This window comes from Otoolea muris, from assembly GCF_943193115.1.
Lineage (GTDB): Bacteria > Bacillota > Clostridia > Lachnospirales > Lachnospiraceae > Otoolea > Otoolea muris.
Window position 1 is genome coordinate 129,966 of record NZ_CALPCY010000005.1, and the last position, 25,096, is coordinate 155,061.

Below are 25,096 nucleotides of genomic sequence, written 5' to 3' on the forward strand. Positions count from 1 at the left end.
TATTCTTTCTTATTTTTAAAACTCAAATTGCTCCAGCATATAAAGAGGCAGCGTGAAAATTTTCCCTTCCCTGCCGCCCTTGGTGTTGCCCTTCAGATACAGCAGGTAATCCGCCTTTCCAGCCTCCAGTGCCTTAAGGGCAGTAGCCGCCCTTCCCTTTCCTGATTTCACCTCCACCAGATATCTTCTGTGTCCCCGGATTGTCTGCACCACATAGTCGATCTCTCCGCCCTTATATGTGGCAAATGCCGGCATCTCAAAGGTAATCTCCTCCGGGAAATCCTGGCGCTTCAAAAGATTGATGAATACATAGTTTTCATTCAGCGTTCCGTAAACAGCCGCCTCCGTAGTTCCTGCCCTGTTAAAATAGTAGGCCGCAACCCCTGGGTCCATAAAAAAGCACCGTCTTCCCGGCTTAAAATCCAGAAAGTCCATTTCAATAATCTTTCCGCAGAATCCGATAATCCCCGAATGGTACAGCCAGCTAATCGCCCGGTTGCAGGTTTCTTTTGACAGGTTGCTGGAATAATTCTTCGTCACCAGTTTTTGCAGTTCCTCACTGACACTGTCCTCCTCCAGTCCCTCCTTTTCCCGCAAAAGGATACGGCAGATACTTAAGAAAATATTAGTAAACACACTGATATCCGTAATATCCTTAAAATACCGCATGGATTCTTCCAAAAAAATCTGGATAATCCGCACCAGCTCCTTCCGGGCTGCCAGAATGTCCCGCCTTTCCAGATATGCTTCCACTACCTTCGGATAGCCGCCAATCTGGCAATACTGGTCATAGGCCAGTCTCAGCCGGTCATACACCTCCGGGCAGTTGTCATCTGCCTCAGGCAAAGGAAGCCTTCTCCATGCCTGACAAAGCTCCCCGTCCAATGCCTCCAGAAATTCCTCAAAGGAAAGGGTATAAATCCGCAGCTTTGTAATATCCCCGCTGGCATAGTGAAACTCCGGTTCCAGCACCCGTCCAAGGTAACTTCCCGTGACGATAAATCGTGCCTGAAACTGTCTGGTAAACTCTCTGATCCGGTTATAAATCTCTGAAGATTCCTGAATCTCATCAATGATAATCACCGTATCCCCACAGTTCTGAAAAGAAGGTTCATACAGGCGGACCGCCTCATGAAGCGGAAACTCCGGCCGTCTGCTTCCCGGAACCCATTCCGTTGCTTTCTGATAGCACTCCATAAACTGCTTTCCGGAAAGGTCAAACAAATTAATGTAGATTTTATGCTTGAAATTTTCATCTGCAAATTTATTGATGATGTAGGTCTTTCCGGTCTGCCTGGCGCCGTTTACCTCCAAGGTGCTGTGGCTTTTGTCGTTCTTCCATTCCATCAGTCGATCATATATTTTTCGTTTCAGATACATGGGAACCACACCTCCTACTGCTGTTTTTCTCTGCCTTAAGCTTACACAATTCCGCTTTCGCCTGTCTGCCGCCAGTTCTCCGGCTGCTGTCCAATCGCTGTCTTACTTTTATTATACCAAAAAACACCGGGATTCCTACCGATATTTTAGGGAGAAGCGGAAAAGCTACCTGTCAGTAGAAGAACTGGAAGCAGGCATCCAGCGCTTTATTGAACAATATAATCTTACAGCACACCCATTTAAGTGGACATATGCTGGTATACCATTAGCAATTTAATCACTGATATTTGTGTCAGGGCAAGGCGGAGGAGGGAGGCGATGCGGTGGCATCGTTGACTGACGACAACGCGGCGCTGGCGCAAAGAGCAGGCGCTGAATTCATCATTATTTACGCAATGCTGTACTAGAGCGTGTTTGAAAATTGCTTTCTGGTAGCTGTGCGTGCCACTTTGTGGGAGATTTGTGCCAAATGAACGCGGCGCAGTGGGCTACGTTAAGTGAATTTGGCACAAATATACCGCGAAGTGGGGCGTGCAGATGCCAGGAATGAATTTTCAAACACGCTCTAGTGTACTGTCCCGATTATATTCAGGCAGTGCGATTGCTGGCGGGGATCACTTCCTGCGGACAGGGAAGTACACCTCCGTCTCCCAGTCCTCCGGAGACAGTGAATTGAACTGTGTTTTGATGTACCGCTCAAACGGCGCGCCGGCATATTCATAGCCGTTCTCAATAATCCAGGATACGATCGCGCCGTATGCCTCTGAAAGCGTGGAATATGCGCCATGATGCATGGTCACCGCGCATGTTACCGGCTCTATGGCCGCGTCCGCCTTATCCGCTTCCCTGATTTCGACAAACACCTCCACATCTGATGATTCATGGTTGAATTCCTTGTCATAGTACCTGGCGCCCGTAAGTCCTGTAGGCGTAACGCCTTCCTTAGGCACACGCTCAAAGAGTGTACCGTAATACTTGCCGAATTCGTCCACGCCCATAACCGCGCGCTTTGCCAGCACATACATGGCCGGAGACTCCTTGATTTCAATTGTATACCCCTTCTGAACCGTCATAATATCACCTGTCCTTTCAAATACAGAAATATGTGTCCTAAGCTCGTTCAGGATCATGGCCATCTCCTGCTGCCCTGCCTCCAGCTTTTCCTTCTGCTGCCGGAGCCGGGCTGCGAGCTCTTTTGGCTCCGAAATGGCAATCAGGTGCTGTATCTCTTCCAGAGAAAAGCCATACCGTTTCAGACGCTGAATATAGTTCATCGTGTCAATCTGTTCAACACGGTAGTACCTGTAGCCTGTAAAACGATCCACCTCTGCCGGCGCCAGCAGGCCGATCTTATCGTAATGGCGCAGCGTTTTCACGCTGACCTGGCAAATCTTGGAAAACTCTCCGATCTGCAGCATCCCCTGATACCTCCTTTCGTGATGAATGTACTCACAAAATCAGGTGCAGAGAGATTCTGAAAGTACATATAATGGATTCCCGCGGGCAACAGGCAGGCTTTCATGCACATTTAGCGGCTGCCCCGGCATATCCCATTGCCTGCGCGGGATTTGTTGACTCGAGCCTATGGACAGTGTATACCCTGACCGTAGGGGAGAGTCAATCCCATTTTTAAATTTTTCGGGAAATAAAAATTCGTTTCGTAACCATTCAGACAACCAGAGCTGTTACACCGTTATACATCCCGCTAAAATCTCCTATATCTGAAAAACAGGAACCATAAATATGAACTCCCGGAGTCTCGCCGAGCCTGCCTTTGCGGCTGATTTTCTGACGGATGCACCCAAATTTAATCAACTTACTCCTCATAAATTTGTGCACATCCGGCAAAAAATCATCTCACAGCATCAGACGCGGCAAGATTCCGGGAGTACATAAATGCCTTTCAGGCAAAGATTTCTTCCTGTCTGCCTCTTTCATCCCTGCCGATCACCGGGCGCGCGCCAATCTGGTAATATTCCAGGCCGTACCGGGCAATCCGCTTCGGGCTGTACTGATTTCTTCCGTCAAAAATAACCGGCTCGCGAAGCCGGGCCTTAATCTCATAAAAATCAGGGCTCCTGAACTCCTTCCACTCCGTAACCAGCACCAGGGCGTCCGCCCCCTTAAGCGCCTCATACTTGGTGTCGCAGTAGGTCACGCGATCATTTCCCTTTAAGTAAAATTCCTTTGCATCCGCCATGGCCTTGGGATCATATGCCTGCACCGCCGCGCCCGCCGCCGTCAGCTCAGAGATGATCGTCAGCGCCGCCGCCTCGCGCATATCGTCCGTATCCGGCTTAAACGCAAGCCCCCAGATGGCAAAGCATTTTCCCGACAGATCTTCCCCGAAACGCCCGGTGATCTTCTCCACCAGCACCCGTTTCTGCGCCTGGTTCACGTCCTCCACGGCCTGCAAAAGCCTTGTATGGTAGCCGTACTGGCCCGCGGTGCGGATCAGCGCCTTCACATCCTTGGGGAAGCAGCTTCCGCCGTACCCGCAGCCCGGGTAAATAAAGGAATAGCCGATCCGCCTGTCGCTGCCAATGCCCATCCTCACCTTATTCACATCCGCGCCCACGCGCTCACAGATATTGGAAATCTCATTCATAAACGAGATCTTCGTGGCAAGCATGCAGTTTGCCGCATACTTCGTCATCTCCGCGCTGGCCACGTCCATGACAATAAAATTTTCAGTATTCATCACATACGGCTTATAGAGCTCTTTCATCAGCTCCGCCGCGTCCTCGCTGTCCGCGCCGATCACGATGCGGTCCGGCTTTAAGCAGTCGCTTACCGCCGATCCCTCTTTCAAAAACTCCGGATTGGAGATCACGTCAAACGTCAGATCCGAGCCGCGCCTGTCAAGCTCTTCCTGTACCGCCTCCCGCACCGCCGCGGCCGTCCCCACCGGAACCGTTGATTTATCAACCACATACATGTGGCGCGCCATATAACGGCCGATGTCCTTTGCCACAGCCGTCACGTACTGCAGATCCGCGCTCCCGTCCTCGCCCATCGGCGTCCCCACCGCGATAAAGCAAATCTCGCACTGCTCCAGCGCTTCCTCAATGCCTGTCGTAAAGCGCAGATGTCCCTGCTTCCGGTTCCTCGCCACCATATCCGCAAGACCCGGCTCAAAAATGGGGATGATCCCATTGTTTAAATTCTCAATCTTTTTCTCATCCACATCCACACACCAGATTTTATTGCCCATCTCCGAAAAACACGCGCCTGTCACGAGGCCCACATATCCGGTTCCAATCACTGCGATTCTCATACCAATCTCTCCTCTTTATGTTAAACGCATCTCCGGCGCGGCTGTTCTGGCTGCATGTCAGAATATGGTATGAGCCATACAGCGCCTTTCCGGTATATGCATAAACTCCAGTTGGAATATCGGCGGGTTTGGGGGAAACATAAGGGATTGAATTTATGGCTCCTGCCCGCATGCTGCATTGGCAGCAAACTGTTCTTAGGAACTGTTAAGAAATAACTTTTCAATAGTGCGCAGGATTTTTCTTCGGGAGTGCCACTCAAAAATCAGGCGCATAGTGGGCTATGTAACTGATTTTTGAGTGGTACTATCGGAGAAAAAAACAAGCAATATGAAAAGTTATTTTTTGACAGTTCCTTACACAGATCCGCGCATAAAAAACCGCCGGAACCTGCAAAATCCATCCCGGCGGCCTTTTCACAAACCTTAAAGAGTATACTGATTCCCCTAACCAACCATATGACAGGCCACAAAATGCCCCTTCTTCACCTCCCGCAGCTCCGGAAGCTTTTTCCTGCACTCCTCCTTTGCATACGGGCACCGCTCCACGAAGCGGCAGCAGTCCGGCGGATTGATCGGGCTGGGGATCTCCCCTTTCACCATAATCCGCTTCCGCTCCCGCACCAGCCGCGGGTCAGCCACCGGGATTGACGACAGGAGCACCTGGGTATACGGGTGCAGCGGGTTCATATACAGTTCCTCCGCGTCCGCAAACTCCACCATGGTTCCCAGATACATCACGATCACGCGGTCCGAGATATACTTGACCACGCTCAGATCATGCGCGATGAAGAGGTACGTCAGCCCCAGCTCCTCCTGCAGCTCTTTCAGCATATTTAACACCTGCGCCTGGATCGACACGTCCAGGGCCGAGATCGGCTCGTCACAGATGATGAATTCCGGTTCCACGGCCAGGGCGCGGGCAATGCCGATGCGCTGCTTCTGGCCGCCGGAAAACTCATGCGGGAAGCGCGACATGTGATCCCGGTTTAAGCCCACGCGCCGGAGCATGGCCTCCACCTTCGCGTCCAGATCCGAATCCGTGGCCAGGCCGTGCAGCTTCATACCCGCCCCCACGATATCCTTGACCGTCATGCGCGGGTTTAAGGACGAATGGGGATTCTGGAAAATCATCTGCACGTTTTTGCGGAACTGCTTTTCCTCCTCCCGGTTATACGAAAAGATGTCCTTACCCTTATAAGTAATGCGCCCCGCGGCCGGCTGGTAGAGCTTTACAAGGCACCGGCCGGTGGTCGATTTGCCGCAGCCGCTCTCCCCCACCAGTCCCAGAGTTTCCCCTTTATAGATCGTGAAATTCACGTGATCCACGGCCTTTAAGATCTTCCCTCTGGCGATGTGGAAATACTGGCAGAGATCCTCTGCCTGAAAAAGCGGCTCGTTTCGTGCGATTTGCCTGCTCATGCCCGGACCTCCTCCCTTGACTGGCTCGTTTCACCTGTACGCTTCATCCCATTTGTACGGCTCGTGTCATTTGCGGCGGCCGTGTCATCAGTCCTGTCCGCCCCGTTTATCCCGCCGGTTCCATCCGCGCGGCCCGCCCCGCGCTTCATGATATCCACTTTGGGCGCGTACTCGTGGCGCAGCCAGCAGGCGCACATGTGTTCCTCTGAAATCTGATAATTTTCCGGCTGCTTCTCATAGCAGATCTGCATCGCGAATTCACAGCGGGCCGCAAAGGGGCAGCCCGCAGGCGGCGCGAACAGATCCGGCGGCGTTCCGTCAATGGGAACCAGCTTCTGATCCTTGGACGTGTCCAGGGTCGCGATAGATTTGATAAGCCCCGCCGTATAGGGGTGGGCTGTCTCGTAAAAGATCTCCTCCACCGTGCCTTTTTCGGCCACCTTTCCCCCGTACATGACGAGCACGCGGTCGCACATCTTGGCGATCACACCCAGATCGTGGGTGATGAGGATAATCGAGGTATTCATCTGCCTGCGCAGATCCATCAGGAGATCCAGGATCTGCGCCTCGATCGTCACGTCCAGGGAGGTGGTCGGCTCGTCCGCGATAATGATGCTCGGCTTGCCGACGAGCGCGATGGCGATCATGACGCGCTGCTTCATGCCGCCCGACAGCTCGTGCGGATACTGCTTGTAGCGCCGCTCCGGCTCATTGATGCCCACCAGCTTTAAGATCTCCAGCGTTCGCTCCCGCACCTCTTTTTTGGAAATGCCCTCCCGCCCCACAAAGATCTTCTCGATCTGCTTTCCGATGGTCATGGTGGGGTTTAAGGACGTCATGGGATCCTGGAAAATGAAGCCGATCTCCATGCCGCGGATTTTGCGCATCTCCCGGTCGGACTTGGCCGTGATCTCTTCTCCCCTGTATTTGATCGATCCTCCCGCAAAGAAGCCCGGCGGCTCGGGGTTCAGCCGCAGAATGCACTGGGAGGTCACGCTTTTTCCGCAGCCGCTCTCCCCCACAATCCCGAGAATCTCCCCCTCGCGGACATTGAAGCTCACGTCGCGGACGGACTTGACCACGCCGCCGTAAGTGCGGAAGGAAAACTCCAGGTTTTTAATCTCTAAAATGTTATTTGCCATTCTTTCTGCTCCCTCCTTACTCTGTGCCGCGCAGCCTCGGATCAAAGGCGTCGCGCAGTCCGTTGCCAAGCTGGTTGAGCGCCAGCACCGTGGTGCAGATAAAAAACGCCGGCACGTACAGCATATGGGGAGCCACCTTCAGCATTCTCGTGCCCTCCTTGGCGAGAACCCCCCAGCTTGCCTGCGGCGGGGAAATGCCGAGCCCGATGTAGCTTAAGAACGCCTCCTGGAAGATCGCGCTGGGAATGGCCATGGCGAGCTGCGTGATCAGAAGGCCCATGATGTTGGGGACAATCTCACGCATGATGATCGTAAATACCGGCTCGCCCATCACGCGGGCCGCGAGCACGAATTCCTGTTCCTTTAGGCGGAACACCTCGCCCCTTGTGAAATGGCAGGTCCCGGTCCAGCCCACGATGACCATGGCGATCACCAGGCTCTGCACGCCGGATCCCAAGACCACCATCACCAGAATACAGACGATCAGGGACGGGATGCCGTAAATAACGTCAATCATGCGCATCACGATCATATCGAGCTTCCCGCCGTAATACCCGCAGAAGCCCCCTAAGACCGTACCGATCACGGTGTTGAGAACCGCGGCCAGAAGGCCGATCGTGAGCGACACCCGGGCGCCCATCCACACGCGCACCCAGAGATCGCGCCCCAGGGAGTCGGTTCCCAGCCAGTGCGCCCCGGAAAAGCCCTGGCTCATGGCGTAGGCGTCCTGCTGGTCAAAGCCGTATTTGCTGAGCATGGGCGCAAAAATCGCCAGGAACCCGTAGGCGATCAGGAGGATGAGGCTGAAAAACGCGACCTTATTCCCGCGGATCCGCCGCCACGCCTCCTGCCAGAAAATCAGGCTGGGCCGGGAAATGGACTCCATCTTTTCCAGATTTTTGCCGACAACTTTCAGTTCTGATAAGACACTTTTTATAACATTTAATAACTGTTATATCTTATCTTCAAAAAGTCTGCAAACCCTTGAAAACGCTAAATTTATAGCAAGTGAGTTTGCCCTTATGCTTTCCCTCGTGTTATATCCTTTTCCCTCATGTTACGAACTCTCATAAGGGCAAAAATAAGGGAAAGAAAAACCTGTAACAAATTATAACATGAAATGAACAGGGCAGGAAGAACTGATTGAAATGCTTTCTAAAATTTCTCCAAAATATAATTAACTAAGAAAGGACAGATAAGATATGAGATTCATATATGCAGAATACAATATGCACCACAACAGTGTTGATATAACCACCTTTGACGAGTATATCCTGCGGATTGACTGTAACAAGGCTGAAGATGGATTAAGGACTACTCCCTGCTCTCAATGTGCCTTAGATGCCTTGGCAATAGATGAGCCGCTCGAATATGCCCGCTTAGCACTCGATGGCAGCTTGCAAATGTGGATTGACGCAGAAGATAGCCTTGAATTATGGTAAGAATAATTTTAATTCCCCCGAATTCGGGGGAATTAAATCACTTCAAAATCTTTGTAGTCTGTTCTTCCAAAATGGACATCTGATGTATTGCAATTTTATTGAGTTTTATTAAGCGTTCTTTTTGATTCAGCCCATCTTCAATCAGCACTGCATTGATGTTTTCCATATTTGACAGGCATATCAATTCATTTATGCTCGCATAATCCCGGATATTGCCTTTTTTGTCAGGATTCTTATCCCGCCATTGTTTTGCTGTCATGCCAAATAATGCCATATTCAACACATCAGCTTCCGATGCGTACATGATAGAAGTCTGCTGTGGTGTAAGCTCTGACGGAATGAGATTAACTTTGATTGCATCGGTGTGTATTCGATAATTGATTTTTGCCAATTCCCTTTTGGCACTCCAGCCAAGCAGAGCCTGTTCTTCTTTCTTTAACCGTTCAAATTCCTTGATAAGATATAATTTGAATTGTGGAGATACCCAGCTTGCAAATTCAAACGCAATATCTTTATATGCGTATGTACCGCCATACCTTCCTGCCTTTGCTACAATGCCCTTTGAATTTGTGCGGGTTACCCATTGTTTAACCGACATAATAAAGCGGTTTAATCCCGCCTCCAGCATGATTTCTTCATAGGCGGCAGTATTAAAGTCTGCATTGTACATTTCTTCCCATATACCAAGAAATTCTATTGTATTCTTGTTTCGTAACCATTTTTCTATCAGAGCAGGTCCATTGTCAATTTTCCTTACCATATCGGTTAAAGAGATATAATCATCTTCTTCAATCTGTAAGACCTGTATCTCTGTTCCGTCAACATTTAGTTTTCCCATATAAAATCCTTTCATCTATGCGGTCTATAATTGTATTAACTTTCCGTTATCAAAATAATAGATATCTTCTCTTTTATATCCATATTTGGAATCAGGAAGACTGATGTGCGGTTCAAAGGTAAACATTTTAACATCTGATAATCTTTGATGGTTTCCCTTTTCGGTATATATTCTGTCATTTTTGTTTTTCACAATGGAATGTCCAAGGTTGCCAAGAAAATCCAAGTTAAGAAATCCTTTTTTTACAATAACATCATTCATGAGATAATATAATTCTTCAAATGTCATGTCCGGCGTTGCGACATCAATTAGAGTTTTATGCAGATATTCTTCCATCTGCAATCCGCTGCGCCACTCGTTATTTCTTATTTTGTCAGTTTTATCACATAAAATGCCATTTTCAAATACAAGCGTTCTTGCATAATCCCCCCAAATGTTATTCTTTTGAGGACTTAAATCAATCGTAATAATATCATTTTCCTGTATGATTCTATTTGTCACTTTATAATCTTTGCCTGATACGGAAACAGCAGTTTCATCTCCCGCAAAAACAAACGCACCAACATCCCAATACCAAAAGGAATCCGCGCCATGTTCCAACAAATAATTTTCGCACAATGCTTTCATATCCGCCAGATTCATCCCGACTTTAATTATGCCAGCAACATACTTTATTGCTGCCCGATTTAGGTTTTGCATTTCCAAATATAAGTCAAGCGTTTCCTTTGCCACGCTATATCCATTGAATAAATGCTGTTTTGTCATCACTGTTGTACCCTGCCTTTCTGTAAAAATCCAATGTACTTATTTCCTTAGAACCTGTGAGAAGCATCATTTTATAGCAGTTTTCTTTTATGGCAATCTCTTTTGCATAGTTTAGGCATTGCGTTGCCAGTCCTCTTTTTCTAAACTTTTCATCCGTTATCACATTTTCAATAAAAGCATACGGCTGCTGGTTGTGCGTCAGGTTAGGAATGATAACACAGACACAGGAAGATACGATTTTTCCATTTTCCTCTGCAACAATCACATGATGATTTTTATCCTGAAAAATGGTATCCCAAATCTGCAATAGTTCTGCGGTCTTTTCCGGCATGGGATTATTATGTAGCTGCATATACAATCTTAATAAACCCTCTAAATCATTTTTTTCTATTTCTCTAACCATACAGGGCATCCTTTCCTATTCCATAAATACCAATTGCAATTTAATATTATTTATACAATTTCCCATAGAAAAACTGCTCTTGAAATGAAATGTCACCTAATATTTTCTCTTCTGCAATATCTTCTCCATTCAAAGACACAATCCACTTATCCTCCACATCGTCAAAACGATGCCATACTGCGACTACTTTGCCACGAAAACTCTTTAGCGGTTTATTTGTTCCAAATATATAAACATCTTGTTCTGCTCCATCACCGGCAAGTACATTATTTACATATCCATAATTGATTGGATAAATCATCTCCGAATGACGAGGATGAGCGGTGCCTAATGGTCTGTCAACAGTTCCGTCTACCATTTTCCCAATAATATGGCTGTAATCCGGTTCATCTGCTTCCATAACACAAAAAAAATAGTCCAATGTCTGCACAAGCTTCTTGTTTTCATATAACTTTCTAATCTCAGAAACTGTCATCCATTTACAGTCAGCAACTTCATCCGTTGTTGCATCTTCCAAATGCAGGTCTCCATCGTATTCAAAAAGCCATACATCCATAATATCATTAAATTCTTTGCATTCATATTTAACATCAGTGCCTCGGATTTTAGTAAAAAGGAGTTTTCCGGCTTCGGGTTGTAAATCCAGTCCCACTTCTTCCTTTACTTCTCTAAGTGCTCCGTCAATACTGCTTTCCCCCATCAAAACAGAACCTCCAACGCACTCCCACATAAGCGGAAATGTTGGTCTGCTAACTGAACGTTGGGAAATGAGATATTCCCCTTTGCAATTTCGTATCCATACATGCACTACCAAATGGTAGAAACCGTTTGGAATCTTTTCTCCTCGAATCTGCTCTTTTCCTGACTTTTCTCTATATTTTGTATACAAGTCCCATTTTTCCATATTTTTATATATTCCTCCAAAATCTTTAAGCTATCTGCTACAAACCTATCATAACATATTTTTCAATATTCATCATTAAAAAACTGTTATGTAAGAGCAAGGATTGAAATATTATCTTGCACTTCGGTCCTTGCTCTTAACCGTCATTTGTTGCTGGCAATCTGTCGTTCTCTTTGGCGGATTTTTCAACCGCTCAAGCACACTTTGCCTATCCTGTTTTTGATTGTCCTTTCCGTAAATTTTTTCCCATTCAGCCTCTTGTTCCCTATAAGCAATATAAGCACTATGAGATTTATGGTAAATCCGATAAAAATTCTGCACATTCTGATAACCATATCTTCTAACAATGCCGGACAAGCCGATTTTTAAGATGTCAATCTCCTCATTTTTACGGTGAATTTTGCTTTGCAGTTCACCTTTCTTGGTAAATTTCGCAAGTCCTTTTAGGGCATCACGCTCAAGTTCCAAAGCATTGCGTTCTTTTTCTGCCTCAAAAATAATCTTATTCTGTCGTTTCAGTTCCTTGTAAATCTTAAACAGCTTTGGATAGGCGGTTGCTTCGGCAGACATAATAGGTTTGGGCGGTATCTTCGGTTTGGTCTGTGCTTCCTTTTCGGATGGTTGGTGGACAGGTTCTTGCACAGGCATCTGCGGTTGTATCTGCTCTGTATCAAAGAGTTTTGCAGACAGTTCCCTTGCTTTTTGCAGCACCTTTGAAATCAGCATTGCCAATACTGCAACTGCACTCATGAGGATTGTTCCAAACCGTTCCGGCTGACTGCCGAATAAATCAATAGATTCTTTGATGCGGTCAGAGATGTACTCTTTTTTTATCTGTTGTATCTCTGTTTCTGCCATGCCGCTTACAATCGCCCTGTCAACTTCACGATTCCAACGCATACGGTATTCGTTGTCCGTCTGTATCTGTTCCGCTTTCGGATTATTTTTCCCTATCTTCTTAGTGGCAAGATACAGACCGTTTTCGTTAAAAACGTGCAGTTTCTCTTTGTCGTTCTTTACCAAAGTATTGATAAGGTCTGTATAAAAATGCTTTACCTCGTCCACAAACTCGTCCTGCTTGAACAGCTTATTCTTGGCGGTAAAAAGATTCCGCTCATATATCTCACCTTTCTTCACAATCTTACAGCCTTTGCGGACATTTCCGTTTTCGTCAAGTATCTCTTTTTTGGTGCGGACATGTTTTCCCTGCTCATCATAGAACATATTCCTTGTTGCAGTCTTTTCTATGGGTTCAGGCAATCTCTCCCTCTCTGAAAAAATAAGGTGGATATGGTAGTTTGTTTTTCGTTTGTTATGGTGCAGAGCCGATACGCACTCCACACCGTACTTTTCCTTAAAGCGGTCTGTGAACAACTGTAAAAGTTTGTCTGGCTCATAGAGATTCGGGAAAGATTCCGGCAGGGCAATGATAAATTCCCTCGCCTCGATACATTCCCCCTCTGTGCCGCTTTTTTGAAATTCCTGCTGATTGAATCTTGCAAGCTCCGTCCAATAATAGCGGTCTGTCGTTTCATAGACTGCATACAGGTTTTCCTGTTTTGCATGGTTGGATATATAAGTGATTCTGCCCCTGACATCAAGCAGCTTGCTCATGCGGATAAATGAATGCCTTTGTATTGTGCTTTGTCCTCCCTCCTGCAAATGGCAGTAGCGGATGCGCGAAAGCGGAGAGGGCGGCGGTTCTCACAAATGCAGCAGCATTTGTAATTCACGCTTGCGTGAATTTGCTCCCTGCAAGGGCGAAATCCCCATTGCATAAACGAAGTTTGTGCAATGGGTGTATTTCGCTCTCAAACGCCGAGGGCTTTAAGAGAAGGTAATATTCTCTTGAAACTGTTCGGATTATGCCGGTAAAATCAGCCGCCATGATAGCAAAAAATGCTGTCATCTGCCTTAGAATGCCATCATTGTGATAGCAAAAAGTGCTGCCACTTATGATAGTAAAAAGTGCAACCTTGATAGCAAAAAAGTAATATCTAAAATGTCAGTTAACTTTTTGCAGCAATCTTACATCACATTGAAAATGACGCCCGAAACATCTGTTGATTTTTTTAACTGAATATACCAAAACAAGTTGATTTTTTCAGTTGGCTGTTCCAAAATTAACTTATTTTTTCAACTCACTTTTTCCGCTTTCCCCAAATTTCCGCTTGTACCAAAAGGAAGCACATGATATAATTTATTTGCGTGTAGGTATATCATGGCTTCGGTCTGATACATACCATTGGGCGGTTTCCTTAGAAGCCGCCTTTTATACTGCTGATTTTCTTGTAACAGACTTTACATCATTCTTATCCCGCAGGTTCTTCCCCTCGTTCACTTCCATGAACTTCTCCAGTATATCAATTTTGATAAGTACCTTTCTCCCGACTTTGAGGACGGGTAGTTTTCCCCACTCTACAAGGTTTCGCAGGGTATTCCTCCCGATACCCGTATAATCGGCAGCTTCTTCAATGGATAGTGCAATTTTCGTTTTGGTCATTAACTCACCTCCCCTTTAATTGCATAATGCAATTTCAATAGTACGCTTACTATAACGCTTTTATAATCTCTTGTCAAGCATTATAGCAATTCAAAAATCATTTTTAAGTTGCATATTGCATTATTACTTTTTCTATGCTATACTTTGTCCATACCGAAAAAGGAGGCGTATCAGTATGAAAGATAAAGAGTTACGCAAGCTGATCGGTAGCAGGGCAAAACAGCGGAGGGTTGAGTTGGGATTAAACCAGCCTTATGTCGCAGAGAAGATGGGGGTAGCCACTTCCACAATCGTGCGTTATGAGGCGGGAACAATCGACAACACAAAGAAGCTGGTCTTGGAAGGTCTTTCAGAAGCACTCCATGTGTCTGTGAAGTGGCTGAAAGGGGAAACGGAGGAATACCAAACGGACATTACGGATAATAGGGAATTATTTATTCGTGATGTGATGAATTCCATCGTAAACAAACTCCCCTATGATATGAAGCCTGATGAGGCGGATTTTTCCAAAGATTTACTGCTGCTGATGTTGAAGGAATATGAATTGTTCGTGGATTCTTTTCAGTTTGCCTGCAAGAATTTCAAGGACAATGCGGAAAATGCCGCACTCGCTCAGACAATGGGGTTTGAATCGAATAAGGAATATAACGAGATTATGTTTCTCAGGGAAATCACCCACACCGTAAATATGTTTAACGATATGGGCGATATTGTGAGGCTCTATTCCAAAAATCCCGAAACAGCCACCATAAGGCTTGCAAATCTTCTTTCTATGGTATCGGGGGAAGAATCCGAATCGGTATAGCTTGGCAGCCGGAGTTATGATATACTTACACGCAGAAAGCATTTCATCAGTTCCGATTGCCATACGCAATAAAGGTTGCGTTTATCGAAAGGAGAAACGATTATGGCAAAAGGATCAGTTCGGAAGAAAGGAAAAAAATGGTACTACCGCTTCTATGTGGAGGACGCAAGTGGAAATCTGGTACAAAAAGAATATGCAGGAACAGAAAGCAAAAGCGAAACGGAAAAGCTGTTAAGGCAGGCAATGGAAGATTACGAAAGCAAGAAATTCATTGCAAAGGCGGACAATATCACCCTTGGACAGTTGCTTGACACATGGGCAGAGGAAGAATTAAAGACAGGAACATTGAGCAATGGAACTGTCGGTACTTATCTTCAGGTGATCAACCGCATTAAACAGCACCCTGTAAGCAGACGAAAGCTAAAAACGGTTACTTCGGGGCATTTGCAGCAGTTCATGGATATCATGTCTTTTGGAGGCACGATTGAAGATTTTGTTTCCAAAGGATATTCCAAAGACTACGTAAAGTCATTTTCCGCAGTATTACAACAGTCATTCCGCTTTGCGGTGTTCCCGAAACAGTACATTACGTTCAATCCCATGCAGTATGTAGTCATGAGGCATAAAAAGGACGATATGGACTTGTTTGCGGAAGAAACGGACACCGACAATGGCAAAGTCAATCCACTGTCATTTGAGCAGTACCAAAAGCTGATTGCACAGCTTGGCAAGCGGAGCAAAGACGCAATCCTACCTGTACAGATAGCCTATTTCACAGGTCTCAGGCTTGGGGAAGTGGCAGGACTGACTTGGCAGGATATCAACTTTGAGGAACAATGCCTGACAGTCCGCAGAAGCGTCCGCTACAATGGCGCTACCCATAAGCATGAAATCGGCTCGACAAAAAGGAAGAAAGTGCGGATCGTTGATTTTGGGAACGCCCTCGCTGACATCCTGAAGAAAGCAAGGAAACAGCAGCTTAAAAACCGTATGCAGTATGGCGGACTCTACCACAGGAATTTCTACAGGGAAGTTACAGAGAAAAATCGGGTACATTATGAGTATTACAACTTGGGAATGGCAGAGGATGTGCCGGAGGATTATACGGAAATCTCCTTTGTATGTCTGAGGGAAGATGGCTGTCTGGAACTTCCAGCCACCGTAGAAACAGCCTGCCGGACAGCGGCAAGGAAAGTACCGGAGTTAGAGGGGTTCCACTTCCACACATTAAGGCACACCTACACAACAAACCTGTTATCAAACGGGGCGCAGCCAAAAGATGTGCAGGAACTTTTAGGACACTCGGACGTAAGCACTACCATAAATGTCTATGCACACGCTACAAGGGAGGCAAAGAGGGAATCTGCAAAACTCTTGGATAAGGTTGTGGGAATGAATTAAAACTGAATAAGAAAAACTTTCCCTTGTAACCTACCCATAAGGGCAAAAACAAGGGAAAAGGATACATATTTTGAGGTTGGCATAGCGCAAAGCCTTGAAAACTGGGGAAACTTATGGAAAAAGCTTACAAACTGAAATTTGTCTCTTGTTATCTCCATTTGATTCGTTAATTCCGCTTGATTTCCACTCATATCATCCACCTACTTTCCTGCAATGCGGATTCTCGGGTCGATGACGCCGTAGAGAATATCAACGATCATGTTGCAGAACACCAGGAACGCGCCGTAAAAGGCCGTCATTCCCAGAATCAGGGAGTAATCGTTATTCTGAACGCTCTCCACATAGTATTTTCCCATGCCGGGGATCGCAAACAGGGACTCAATGACAAAGGTCCCGGTCAGCACAGCCGCCACGGTGGGGCCCATCATGGTCACAACCGGCATGGTGGCGTTGCGCATCTGGTGCTTGACCGTCACGCGGAAACGGGAAATCCCCTTGGAGCGGGCGGTCTTGATATAATCCTGCTGCACCACCTCCAGCATGCTGGCGCGCATGATGCGCGAGACAGAGGCCATGGTGTAAAAGCCCAGGCCGACGGAGGGGAGGATCGTATAGCTGAAGCCCTTATACTCCGCGATAGGAAGAAGGCCCCATTTTACCCCAAAGAAATGCTGAAGCAAAGCGCCCATAATAAAGTCCGGGACGCTGGTGCCGATCACGGCGATGAGAACAAAAAACAAATCTATCTTATTGCCCCTGTTTAAGGCCGAAATGATCCCGAACACAAGTCCGAAGGACACGGCCAGACAGAGCGCCCTGATTCCCAAATCAGCGGAGTAGGGGAATGCCCCTGCCAGAAGATCATTCACGGTGCGGCTGGGATATTTCGTTGAAAAGCCGAAATTGCCGTGGATCAGATTGTTTAGATACTGCAGGTACTGTTCGAGCACCGGCTTGTCAAAGCCATAGTAGGCGTTTAAATTTTCCCGGGCGGTCGCGGAAAGCTTCGGATCATTAAACGGGCCGCCCGGCATTAACCGTGCGAGGAAAAAAACGACGGAAACCAGCACAAACACCGTGACCAGTGAGATGCCGATCCGTTTCAGAACGTATTTTGTCATAGGCGCGCTGCTCCTTTGAAAATGGCAGGGCGCGCCAGGGCCCGGACAGGTAAGCGTACGGGCAGAAAGGCATGCCTGGCGCGCTCTGCGGTGACTGGAAACGGAATTCCTGTTATTCCGTCATATCCACATATACGAAATTGTAGTCCAGGCCGACAAAGTACGCGCCCAGATTCTGCACGCGATCCGATACCATGTACTGGATCTCGCGGAACTGGAGCGGAACTAACGCGCCGTCCTCCAAAAGCGTCTTCTCGGCGTTAAACAGGTTATCCATGCGCTCCTTGCCCTTCGTGATCTTGGAAGCGTCCAGATACTTGTCATACGTTTCGCTCTTATAGTTTAAATAGTTGTATCCGGAGGTGCTGTACCACAGTTCCAGATAGCTGTACGGATCCGAATAATCCGGCGCCCAGCCTGTCATGATGATGTCAAACTCGTCGCTGTCCGGAACGAGAAGCGCGTTTCTCGTCGCATACGGAACCATGTTGATCTCCACATTGATGCCAAGAACATTCTTCCACTGGTTGACCACCACCTCGGCCTCCTTCTTGGCCGCATCATTGTCCGATACTACCAGCTTTAAGGTGATGTCAGACGCGCTTGTAAGATTTAACTCTGAAAGAGCCGCTTCCAGGTACTCCCGGGCCTTTTCCTGATCGCCGATCACAGGAAACGCCTCCAGCGGGTACTCGGTCCCGTAGTCGCCGTCCACGCCGTGCACCTGCGGGAGCACATAGCGCAGGTTCGGGTCGTAAAGGCCGCTGTGGCTCAGGAGAATATACTCCTCGCGGTTGATGGCGTAATTCATCGCCAGGCGCAGGTTTTTGTTGGCCAGGTACTGGTTCTTGTGGTTTAAGGCCGCATAGTCGTCCGAGCCGTTGTAATAGCTTAACGTCTTTCCCTCATACTGGGGAGCGAGCTCGGTCGGGACCTCCACCAAATCAAGGTCGCCCGCGTCGAACATGGAAACCGCGGTCGTCTTGTCCGCCACAGTCAGGATCTCCACGCTGTCCAGCTTCACCTTGTCCGCGTCGTAATACGCCTCGTTCTTTGCCATCACGAGCTTGCCCTCGCCGTAAGCCGTTACCTTAAAGGGGCCGTTGTATGCCTGCTTATCCGCGCCGCCGCCGAATTCCGCGCCGTATTTTTCAACCAGATCCTGGCGGACCGGGGCAAACGCGCTCATGCTCAGCATGCCGAGGAAATAGTCGGCCGGGTTTTCCAGCGTGATCTCCAGCGTGTAGTCATCAAGGGCCTTCACGCCCAGTTCCTCGAGCGGAAGCTCCTCCGCGCTCACCGCCGCGCCGTTTTTCAGAACCGCGCCGAGGTAGCTGGACGGACAGGCGGCCGCCGGATCGAACAGGCGGGCAGGAGGGCATACGCCCTTCTTCCCGCCGCGCGCCGGGCTTTGCCGGCAGCCGCTAGATCTCTATGAGCTCCTTTGTAGCGCTTATCAGGTTTTCATTTCCCGTTTCCGTGATGAGAAGCTGATCCTCGATCCGGATCCCGCCCCATCCCGGGATATAAATACCTGGTTCTACCGTCATGACATTTCCCGCGCGGACTATGTCTTTGGAAAGCGGGCTCATAAAGGGCGTCTCATGCACAAACATGCCCACTCCGTGCCCGATCCCCGTATAATGCCAGGGAAGGTACTCCGTGCCCTCCAGGATCCGCCTTGACTCTTCATAAGCCTCTGCGGCCGATACGCCGTCCTTTAAAAAGGCTTCGACCGCCTCCACCATCCGCTGCTCCAGCCCGTAGACCTCCCGCTGCTTTTTCGTGGCCCTTCCCACGACTACAGTCCGCGTCATATCTGACAGGTAACCGTGGTACTGGCACCCGTAATCCATCAGCACCAGATCGCCGTAGCCAATGGCCCTGGACGACGGAATCCCGTGCAGCAGGGACGTCCTGGGCCCGGAAATGGGAATATTCCCATAGGGCTTTGTGTCCGCGCCCTCCATCACCATATACATGGAAAGCCGGGACGCCAGCTCCTTTTCCGTGTGCCGATCCGGATATCCTTTATGATCTTGTCAAAGGACCGCGACGCGATATCGCACGCCGCGCGCAGGCACTCAATCTCCTCCAGCCGCTTCACGGAGCGGAAGCCCTCAATCACGCCGTCAAAGGGCGCGAGCTCGGCCTTTACCTCAGCCTCAAAGGAACGGTACTCCGCAACCGTCATGTGGCCGTCCTCAAAGCCGATCGCCGAAAGCTCTTCTTTCTCAGCGATCTCCGCGACCGCCTTCCCCACAGAGCCGCGGCTTCTCCACTCTGTCAGGATGTAATCCGGGCACTCGATGGAAGCCTGTTCCATATAGCGCGGATCCGTGATAAAATATTTTTTATGGTTTGTTATCAGGAGATACGAATCATCCCCCGTATATCCGCTCACATATTTCACATTCACCGGGCGGCTGATAAACATGGCCTCAAGGCCCGCCTTCTCCATTTGCTCCAATAAACGCTCCATATCGTCTGTATGTACCTCCAGTCTGTCATAGTATGTAATTGCAGCGTGAACGGCGCAGCGCCCGTCCCAGAACCCGTGCCTCCTCCCGGATCAGCCCAGAAAACCGCCAGGAACCGGCTCGCGTTCCCGGGAAGGCGCCTCGCCGCCGTCCCCCGCCATCACGGCCTCGATCGCATCGATGCTCCGCGGCACAACGGCCGTTAAGTTCTCGCACCCGTCCTCTGTCACCAGGCAGTTGTCCTCCAGGCGGAAGCCGATGCCCCATTCCTCGCAGTAGATCCCGATATCCACGCAGAACACCATGCCCGGCTCCGTCACGGACGCGTCCACGAGATCATGGACATCCCAGCCCACATGATGCGCGCCGCCGTGCCAGATATAGCGATCCACGTCCTCATAGCGGCTGCACAGGCCGACGGCCTTTAGCTGTTCAAAATTAAATTCCCGGGCCAGACGGTCCACATCCCCCATCGCCATCCCGGGCCGGATGACAGAAAACATGTGCTCAGAGGTATTGTACGCGCACTGGTAGAGCTGGCGCTGCCGCCCGGAAAATACACCGTTGCACGGCCAGCCGCGGGAGACGTCATTGCACAGGCCGTCATACTTGGCCCCCACGTCATTTAAAACCATATCCCCGTCCTTTGCCTGGCCGGTATATTCATGATAATGGATGCAGAAATTATTGTCCCCTGCTGAAATGATGCTCGGAAACGCCGGCTCCAGCACGCCGTGCTGCGCCAGCGCGTAGTCAAATTCCGCCTTGTACTGGTACTCGTACATGCCCGGCCGGGAAGCGCGCATCATGGCCACGATCCCGTCCCGCGTGATCAGCGCCGCCCTGCGCATGGCTTCGATCTCGCACGGCTGCTTGATCGTGCGCAGCCTCCGGATATGCGGGGAGAGATTCAAAAGCTGCGCGGCCGGGGCCGCGCGGCGTATCCTCTCCGCCATGCAAAAAGCCTCCGTATCCTCGTCCCCGGCCTGATCCTTATACAGATCCAGCGCCACATGGGCAAAACACCCTCGTTTCAAAAGACGGTGCAGCGTCTCCCGCAGCTCGCCCGTAAAAGCCGTATGCTCAATCCCGGACCGCTCCTTCGCCTCCGTCTCCCGCATCCGCTTCCCGCTCCAGCGCTCATCGCGGGCGTTTGGCGGAAGGATAAAAACCGTCTCCTTCACCCGCCCCCCGCTCTTCTCGGCCAAAAACACAAAGCCCTCGCAGTCAAGGCCCGTTAAGTAAACGAAATTCCGATCCGCATAAAACGGATAGTCCTCATCCGCCGTCTTTTTCTTCGCATGGCCTGAAAACAGCAAAACCAGCGTATCCTCCGGCAGGGTCCTATAAAGCCTCTGTCTGTTGCCGTAATGAAAGTCCTGCTTCATCGTATTTCCTGCTCCTTTAGACTATTATCCATACTCAGTCTGAACCATTGTCTAATATGTAACAAGTTTATTGTATAATTATTACGAATAAATGTCAATAAATGTAAGAGGTTTTTTCGGATTTGACTAAAAGATGGGTAACAGTTCAGACGGCGGGAAATCTAAAATATAATGACTGGTACAGCGTTGCATTAATTCGCACCCCTGCCAGGCTGGCCCGGTAAATCGGCGGCGTCCGGACAAACAATCCCGCAAAAACAGTTGACACCCCGGAGCAATTCCTCCTATAATAAAGTTCATATATCACTCAGCCTCCTATTTTGCAGGCTGTTTTACCCAGGTATCAGACAGGAAAAGGAGAACTCATTTATGAAACGATCATTACTGGCCCTGTTCCTTGCCGTACAGCTCATCGTATTCACCGGCTGCGGCGCGGCGGGACAGGGTAAAAATCCCCTGGAAAACGGCTTGTCCGCGCAGGGCGGCAAAGTCTCCGGGCAGGAGACAGACGCTGACGGCCCGCGCCTCCAGGACGATTACTATGAATTTATCAATAAAGAGCTTCTGGATCAGATCGAATTGTCTGCTGCTGACGCACACTGGGACTGGTTCGGGGAGCTGGACATCGCTGCCAGCAATGAGATGGATGATATTATCCGCGGGCTGTCGCGGGATCGCACGGCCTTTGAGGCCGGCTCCAGCGAGCAGAAAATACGGGATCTGTATGAATGCGTATCGGATACAGAGAACCGCAATGAGACAGGTCTGGGGTCCCTCAAGCCGCACATTGACCGTATCCGCAATGCGCAGAGCATCGCGGAATACGTGGACGCCCTGGTAAGCCTTAGCGGCGAATACGGCTTCAGCAGCATTATCGGCGGCTACAGCATCATGCAGGACAAGGCGGACTCGGATCAGTATGCGGTCTATATGCTGTACGCCGACACCCTGATCGGCAAGGAATATATGGAAGGCGAAGGCACGCAGGCGTATGTCAGCCTGTATCAGGATTATATCGAAAATATGTTCCTGGAATTCGGCCTTGGGGAAAGCGAGGCGCGGCGTTCGGCTGATTCTGTCATGCGCCTGCTGCGCGATATCTGCGCTTCCACACTGACCATCGAACAGTCGTATGATCCGTCCCTGACGTACAATGTCTACACCGCCGGGGAGCTTCAGGAGCTTTACTCGAATGTGGATGTGGACAAAATGCTCCGGGGCCTGCGGATCGACGGCCGGGACAGCTATATTGTGATCGACGTGGAACAGGCGAAAACCGTCAATTCTCTTCTGACCGAAGAAAACTTAGAGGCTTTAAAAGCCTACTCGACCTTTGTCCTGCTCAACGACGCGGCCGAATACGGCAGCGCGGCCATGGCCAGGCTCTATAAGGGCATGGAAAACGCGCTCTACGGCATAACGCAGGAATGGGACGATGAGACGATCTGGCTGCGCCTGACGCAGGAGCTGCTGCCCTGGGATTTCGGCATGATCTATGTGGAAGAACATTTTTCTAAAGAAGATAAAGAAAACGTGGAAGAAATCATAGCCCTGATCCTGGACGAATATGAATCCATTATCATGAAGCAGGACTGGATGAGCGGGGCGACAAAACAGAAAGCCGTCCGCAAGCTGGAAACTATGAATGTCAAAATCGGATATCCGGACGAGTGGCCGGAAGAAAAGGATATGATGCAGGTCACGCCTGTCTCTGAGGGCGGGAGCCTGATGTCCAATTTCATGCGGAGCATGAACGTCGGCGTCGAACACGGCCTGTGCCTTCTCGGAGGCAGGGCGGACAAAAGCAAGTGGGACATTCCTCCGCAGACGGTCAATGCCCTCTACGACCCGCTCAATAATGAGATCATCTTCCCCGCCGCGATCCTCCAGGCCCCGTTTTATGACCGCGAAAACAGCCGCGGCGCCAATATGGGCGGCATAGGCTTTGTGATTGCCCATGAAGTCTCTCACGCGTTTGATTTGAACGGATCCCTGTATGACGAATACGGCAACTACAACAACTGGTGGACCGATGAGGAACGGGCCGAATATCAGCGGCTTTCACAGACCATCATCGACTATTATAACCAGTATGAAATGATGGGTGTTCCCGTAAACGGCGAACTGACCCTGTCGGAAAATATCGCCGACCTCGGCGCAGCGGCCTGCATCTCCTCCATCCTGGGCGATGATACCGACGCCTTAGACGACGCGTTCAGCCAGATGGCCTATAACTGGGCGGCGGAGGACACCGCGGACTTCATGCTCTACTCGCTGCGCACCGACACCCACGCGCCGAACAAGATCCGCGTGAACGCTGTCTTAAGCTCGTGCGATGCCTTTTATGAGACGTATGATATTGAAGAGACGGACGCGATGTACACAGCGCCGGAGGAGCGGGTGGGGATTTGGCGGTGAGGGGGATGATTTGGTTTTGGCAGTCAATATCTCTTCCATAACTATGTTATCAACAGCGAGGTGTTAGCCTGTGACGCTTGCCTGAGTAACAGGTTATGGGTTATGTGAGCCTTGCGGCAGCAGTTCGGACGGGCTGGCATGTTTCCATGCCAGCCTTGGCCCACTGGAAATATGCAGGTTAAAAACGGTTTTTGTTACTATATGGGTATTAAATTATGCCTCGTACGCCCGGAACAGCCGGAACAACTGATCGTACAGATCCTCCTTCCGGCTCTCGTACAGCAATACATGGTCAAACGAATTAAAATTCTCCACAAACATCTTAAATTCAGACGACGGCTCGCTTTCCTCCCTGGAATGAGTATAGATAAGGACCACCAGGCCGCCGAATATCTTCCGCAAACTGTTGATTGCCTCGATCTCTGAGACGGCGATCACTTGGAAACGGTTGTTACGCAGCCCGTTCCATATCTCATGGGAATTAATCCCATAATAATTTTCGTTCTTTTTATAGACAATATCGCAGATAAACTCTTTATAATCTTCGCGAGATTTTACATTGTAACTTCCGTTTTCCAGCGCTTCAAAGTCATAATTACACTTTATTTCTTTTCCATCTCCTTTATCTCTCTTTCTCGAAGTGAATTTTGGGATAATCTGCGCATGCAGCCCTCCCAGCTCATAAACAGCCCGGATGATTTCATCCTTCCCGGAATTGTTGCTTCCAACTATTGCAAAAATATTCGCCATATTCCGCTTACTAATGGACATCTGCATCGCCCTCCTTCAAGCCGCCAAAATTCTGTTCAAGCTGATTTACGATATACATTACCTGTTTTTTTGTGTATCCCAAATCATATGTATTCAGAATCACCTGATCAAACAGAGGAATATTTTCTATATAGATACGGAAAATAGCCTGAGCCTTTTCATATCTCGTCTTAGCGCTTCTCTCGATTTCACTGTCTTCCACCCTTTCTCCAGCCCGCTCTTTCTCTTCCTCATAAAATTCTTCGTATACGGGCTCCTTCCGGTATAAAAAAATGGAAACCGCCAAGCTTCCCAGAATGGATTTGATATCCTCAACTGCGCGTATATCATTGAGCACAATAATCGGAGTCCTGCCCTTTTCCAGTAATTCATACACTGTGTCCAACTTCAGCCCGTACCGAACGCCATACTGTTCATAAATCAGATCACACTCCTCCGGAATCTCATCCACACATATAACGTCCTCGTCATTCTTTCTCTGGGGTCTCGTTGTATATTTAGCAACATGGATCGGTCTGAAATATTCATCCTCACACTCCATAAATAACTGGCTGATTGTGCTCTTCCCGCAATGTGCCGGCCCTGTCAATGTAATAATATGTGCCATATTTCCTCCTAAAATGGCTGCCGCCCGCCCCT

General features: G+C 49.0%; 24 protein-coding genes and 1 pseudogene. 5 read left to right on the forward strand and 20 right to left on the reverse strand.

Features of this window, described 5'->3' with window-relative positions; all coding sequences use genetic code 11:
- Positions 1–15: 15 nt before the first annotated feature.
- Together NFS31_RS05445 and NFS31_RS27365 are read right to left on the reverse strand one after the other, a co-directional pair.
- Entirely contained in the window at positions 16–1,380 is a 1,365-nt protein-coding gene (locus NFS31_RS05445) for an ATP-binding protein (protein WP_251492406.1), read from the reverse strand.
- 384 nt (positions 1,381–1,764) lie between these two features.
- Positions 1,765–1,938, reverse strand: coding sequence for a DUF6783 domain-containing protein (locus NFS31_RS27365; RefSeq protein WP_416389428.1), 174 nt, complete (start codon positions 1,936–1,938; stop codon positions 1,765–1,767).
- Here NFS31_RS27365 and NFS31_RS28215 point away from each other — a divergent pair.
- Entirely contained in the window at positions 1,882–2,103 is a 222-nt protein-coding gene (locus NFS31_RS28215) for a DUF6783 domain-containing protein (protein ID WP_416389429.1), read from the forward strand. The genes NFS31_RS27365 and NFS31_RS28215 overlap by 57 nt on opposite strands.
- On the opposite strand, the pseudogene NFS31_RS05450 reads toward NFS31_RS28215, so the two are convergent.
- From NFS31_RS05450 to NFS31_RS05470, 5 genes and pseudogenes are all read right to left on the reverse strand, one after another.
- Positions 2,016–2,798, reverse strand: a pseudogene (locus tag NFS31_RS05450) (MerR family transcriptional regulator); the annotation flags it as partial. The gene NFS31_RS28215 and the pseudogene NFS31_RS05450 overlap by 88 nt on opposite strands.
- Before the next feature lie 485 nt (positions 2,799–3,283).
- Positions 3,284–4,657 (reverse strand): UDP-glucose dehydrogenase family protein, encoded by a 1,374-nt coding sequence (locus NFS31_RS05455; protein WP_251492410.1) that lies wholly within the window; start codon positions 4,655–4,657, stop codon positions 3,284–3,286.
- A 444-nt stretch (positions 4,658–5,101) separates the two neighbouring features.
- Positions 5,102–6,076: an ABC transporter ATP-binding protein gene (locus NFS31_RS05460; protein ID WP_251492412.1), complete on the reverse strand. Its 975-nt coding sequence runs from the start codon at positions 6,074–6,076 to the stop codon at positions 5,102–5,104.
- Positions 6,073–7,218, reverse strand: coding sequence for an ABC transporter ATP-binding protein (locus NFS31_RS05465; RefSeq protein ID WP_251492414.1), 1,146 nt, complete (start codon positions 7,216–7,218; stop codon positions 6,073–6,075). The genes NFS31_RS05460 and NFS31_RS05465 overlap by 4 nt, the downstream gene beginning before the upstream one ends.
- Positions 7,219–7,234: 16 nt before the next feature.
- On the reverse strand, positions 7,235–8,104 hold the full coding sequence (locus NFS31_RS05470; RefSeq protein WP_251492416.1) for an ABC transporter permease: 870 nt from the start codon (positions 8,102–8,104) through the stop codon (positions 7,235–7,237).
- Positions 8,105–8,420: 316 nt separating this feature from the next.
- Between NFS31_RS05470 and NFS31_RS05475 the strand changes: the two genes are divergently transcribed.
- On the forward strand, positions 8,421–8,660 hold the full coding sequence (locus tag NFS31_RS05475) for a DUF6061 family protein (RefSeq protein WP_251492418.1): 240 nt from the start codon (positions 8,421–8,423) through the stop codon (positions 8,658–8,660).
- Between the two features lie 37 nt (positions 8,661–8,697).
- On the opposite strand, the gene NFS31_RS05480 is transcribed toward NFS31_RS05475, so the two are convergent.
- From NFS31_RS05480 to NFS31_RS05505, 6 genes are all read right to left on the reverse strand, one after another.
- Positions 8,698–9,498 carry a KilA-N domain-containing protein gene (locus NFS31_RS05480; protein WP_251492420.1) on the reverse strand — a complete coding sequence of 267 codons (801 nt, stop codon included), beginning with the start codon at positions 9,496–9,498 and terminating at the stop codon, positions 8,698–8,700.
- A 24-nt stretch (positions 9,499–9,522) separates the two neighbouring features.
- Complete coding sequence (locus NFS31_RS05485) at positions 9,523–10,263, reverse strand: M24 family metallopeptidase (protein ID WP_016301862.1); 741 nt, start codon at positions 10,261–10,263, stop codon at positions 9,523–9,525.
- Complete coding sequence (locus tag NFS31_RS05490) at positions 10,232–10,666, reverse strand: GNAT family N-acetyltransferase (protein ID WP_016301861.1); 435 nt, start codon at positions 10,664–10,666, stop codon at positions 10,232–10,234. The genes NFS31_RS05485 and NFS31_RS05490 overlap by 32 nt, the downstream gene beginning before the upstream one ends.
- Positions 10,667–10,712: 46 nt before the next feature.
- On the reverse strand, positions 10,713–11,570 hold the full coding sequence (locus NFS31_RS05495) for an NUDIX domain-containing protein (RefSeq protein ID WP_016301860.1): 858 nt from the start codon (positions 11,568–11,570) through the stop codon (positions 10,713–10,715).
- A gap of 111 nt (positions 11,571–11,681) precedes the next feature.
- Positions 11,682–13,184 (reverse strand): MobA/MobL family protein, encoded by a 1,503-nt coding sequence (locus tag NFS31_RS05500; protein ID WP_251492422.1) that lies wholly within the window; start codon positions 13,182–13,184, stop codon positions 11,682–11,684.
- Positions 13,185–13,842: 658 nt separating this feature from the next.
- Entirely contained in the window at positions 13,843–14,073 is a 231-nt protein-coding gene (locus NFS31_RS05505) for a helix-turn-helix domain-containing protein (protein ID WP_016301858.1), read from the reverse strand.
- Positions 14,074–14,248: 175 nt separating this feature from the next.
- Here NFS31_RS05505 and NFS31_RS05510 point away from each other — a divergent pair, with 175 nt between their 5' ends.
- Both NFS31_RS05510 and NFS31_RS05515 read left to right on the forward strand, forming a co-directional pair.
- Complete coding sequence (locus tag NFS31_RS05510) at positions 14,249–14,878, forward strand: helix-turn-helix domain-containing protein (RefSeq protein ID WP_016301857.1); 630 nt, start codon at positions 14,249–14,251, stop codon at positions 14,876–14,878.
- A gap of 102 nt (positions 14,879–14,980) precedes the next feature.
- On the forward strand, positions 14,981–16,279 hold the full coding sequence (locus NFS31_RS05515) for a tyrosine-type recombinase/integrase (RefSeq protein WP_251492424.1): 1,299 nt from the start codon (positions 14,981–14,983) through the stop codon (positions 16,277–16,279).
- 200 nt (positions 16,280–16,479) lie between these two features.
- Here NFS31_RS05515 and NFS31_RS05520 read toward each other — a convergent pair whose 3' ends face one another.
- The 5 genes from NFS31_RS05520 to NFS31_RS05540 form a co-directional block, all read right to left on the reverse strand.
- Positions 16,480–17,400, reverse strand: a complete 921-nt coding sequence (locus tag NFS31_RS05520; protein ID WP_251492426.1) for an ABC transporter permease — start codon at positions 17,398–17,400, stop codon at positions 16,480–16,482.
- Between the two features lie 112 nt (positions 17,401–17,512).
- Positions 17,513–18,766, reverse strand: coding sequence for a peptide ABC transporter substrate-binding protein (locus tag NFS31_RS05525; RefSeq protein ID WP_331482531.1), 1,254 nt, complete (start codon positions 18,764–18,766; stop codon positions 17,513–17,515).
- A 58-nt stretch (positions 18,767–18,824) separates the two neighbouring features.
- Complete coding sequence (locus NFS31_RS05530; RefSeq protein ID WP_251492430.1) at positions 18,825–19,382, reverse strand: M24 family metallopeptidase; 558 nt, start codon at positions 19,380–19,382, stop codon at positions 18,825–18,827.
- The gene (locus NFS31_RS05535; protein ID WP_251492432.1) at positions 19,370–19,882 is read right to left on the reverse strand and encodes an aminopeptidase P family N-terminal domain-containing protein; all 513 of its coding nucleotides are present in this window, start codon (positions 19,880–19,882) and stop codon (positions 19,370–19,372) included. The genes NFS31_RS05530 and NFS31_RS05535 overlap by 13 nt, the downstream gene beginning before the upstream one ends.
- Positions 19,883–19,972: 90 nt before the next feature.
- Positions 19,973–21,268 carry an aminopeptidase P N-terminal domain-containing protein gene (locus NFS31_RS05540; protein WP_251492434.1) on the reverse strand — a complete coding sequence of 432 codons (1,296 nt, stop codon included), beginning with the start codon at positions 21,266–21,268 and terminating at the stop codon, positions 19,973–19,975.
- A gap of 369 nt (positions 21,269–21,637) precedes the next feature.
- On the opposite strand from NFS31_RS05540, the gene NFS31_RS05545 reads away from it, so the two are divergent.
- Positions 21,638–23,686, forward strand: coding sequence for a M13-type metalloendopeptidase (locus NFS31_RS05545; protein ID WP_251492436.1), 2,049 nt, complete (start codon positions 21,638–21,640; stop codon positions 23,684–23,686).
- Between the two features lie 213 nt (positions 23,687–23,899).
- Here the strand turns inward: NFS31_RS05545 and NFS31_RS05550 are convergent, their stop codons facing one another.
- Together NFS31_RS05550 and NFS31_RS05555 are read right to left on the reverse strand one after the other, a co-directional pair.
- Positions 23,900–24,457, reverse strand: coding sequence for a hypothetical protein (locus NFS31_RS05550; protein WP_251492439.1), 558 nt, complete (start codon positions 24,455–24,457; stop codon positions 23,900–23,902).
- Positions 24,447–25,064: a nucleoside/nucleotide kinase family protein gene (locus NFS31_RS05555; protein ID WP_251492440.1), complete on the reverse strand. Its 618-nt coding sequence runs from the start codon at positions 25,062–25,064 to the stop codon at positions 24,447–24,449. Before NFS31_RS05555 ends, NFS31_RS05550 begins: the two co-directional genes overlap by 11 nt.
- Positions 25,065–25,096 lie beyond the last annotated feature (32 nt).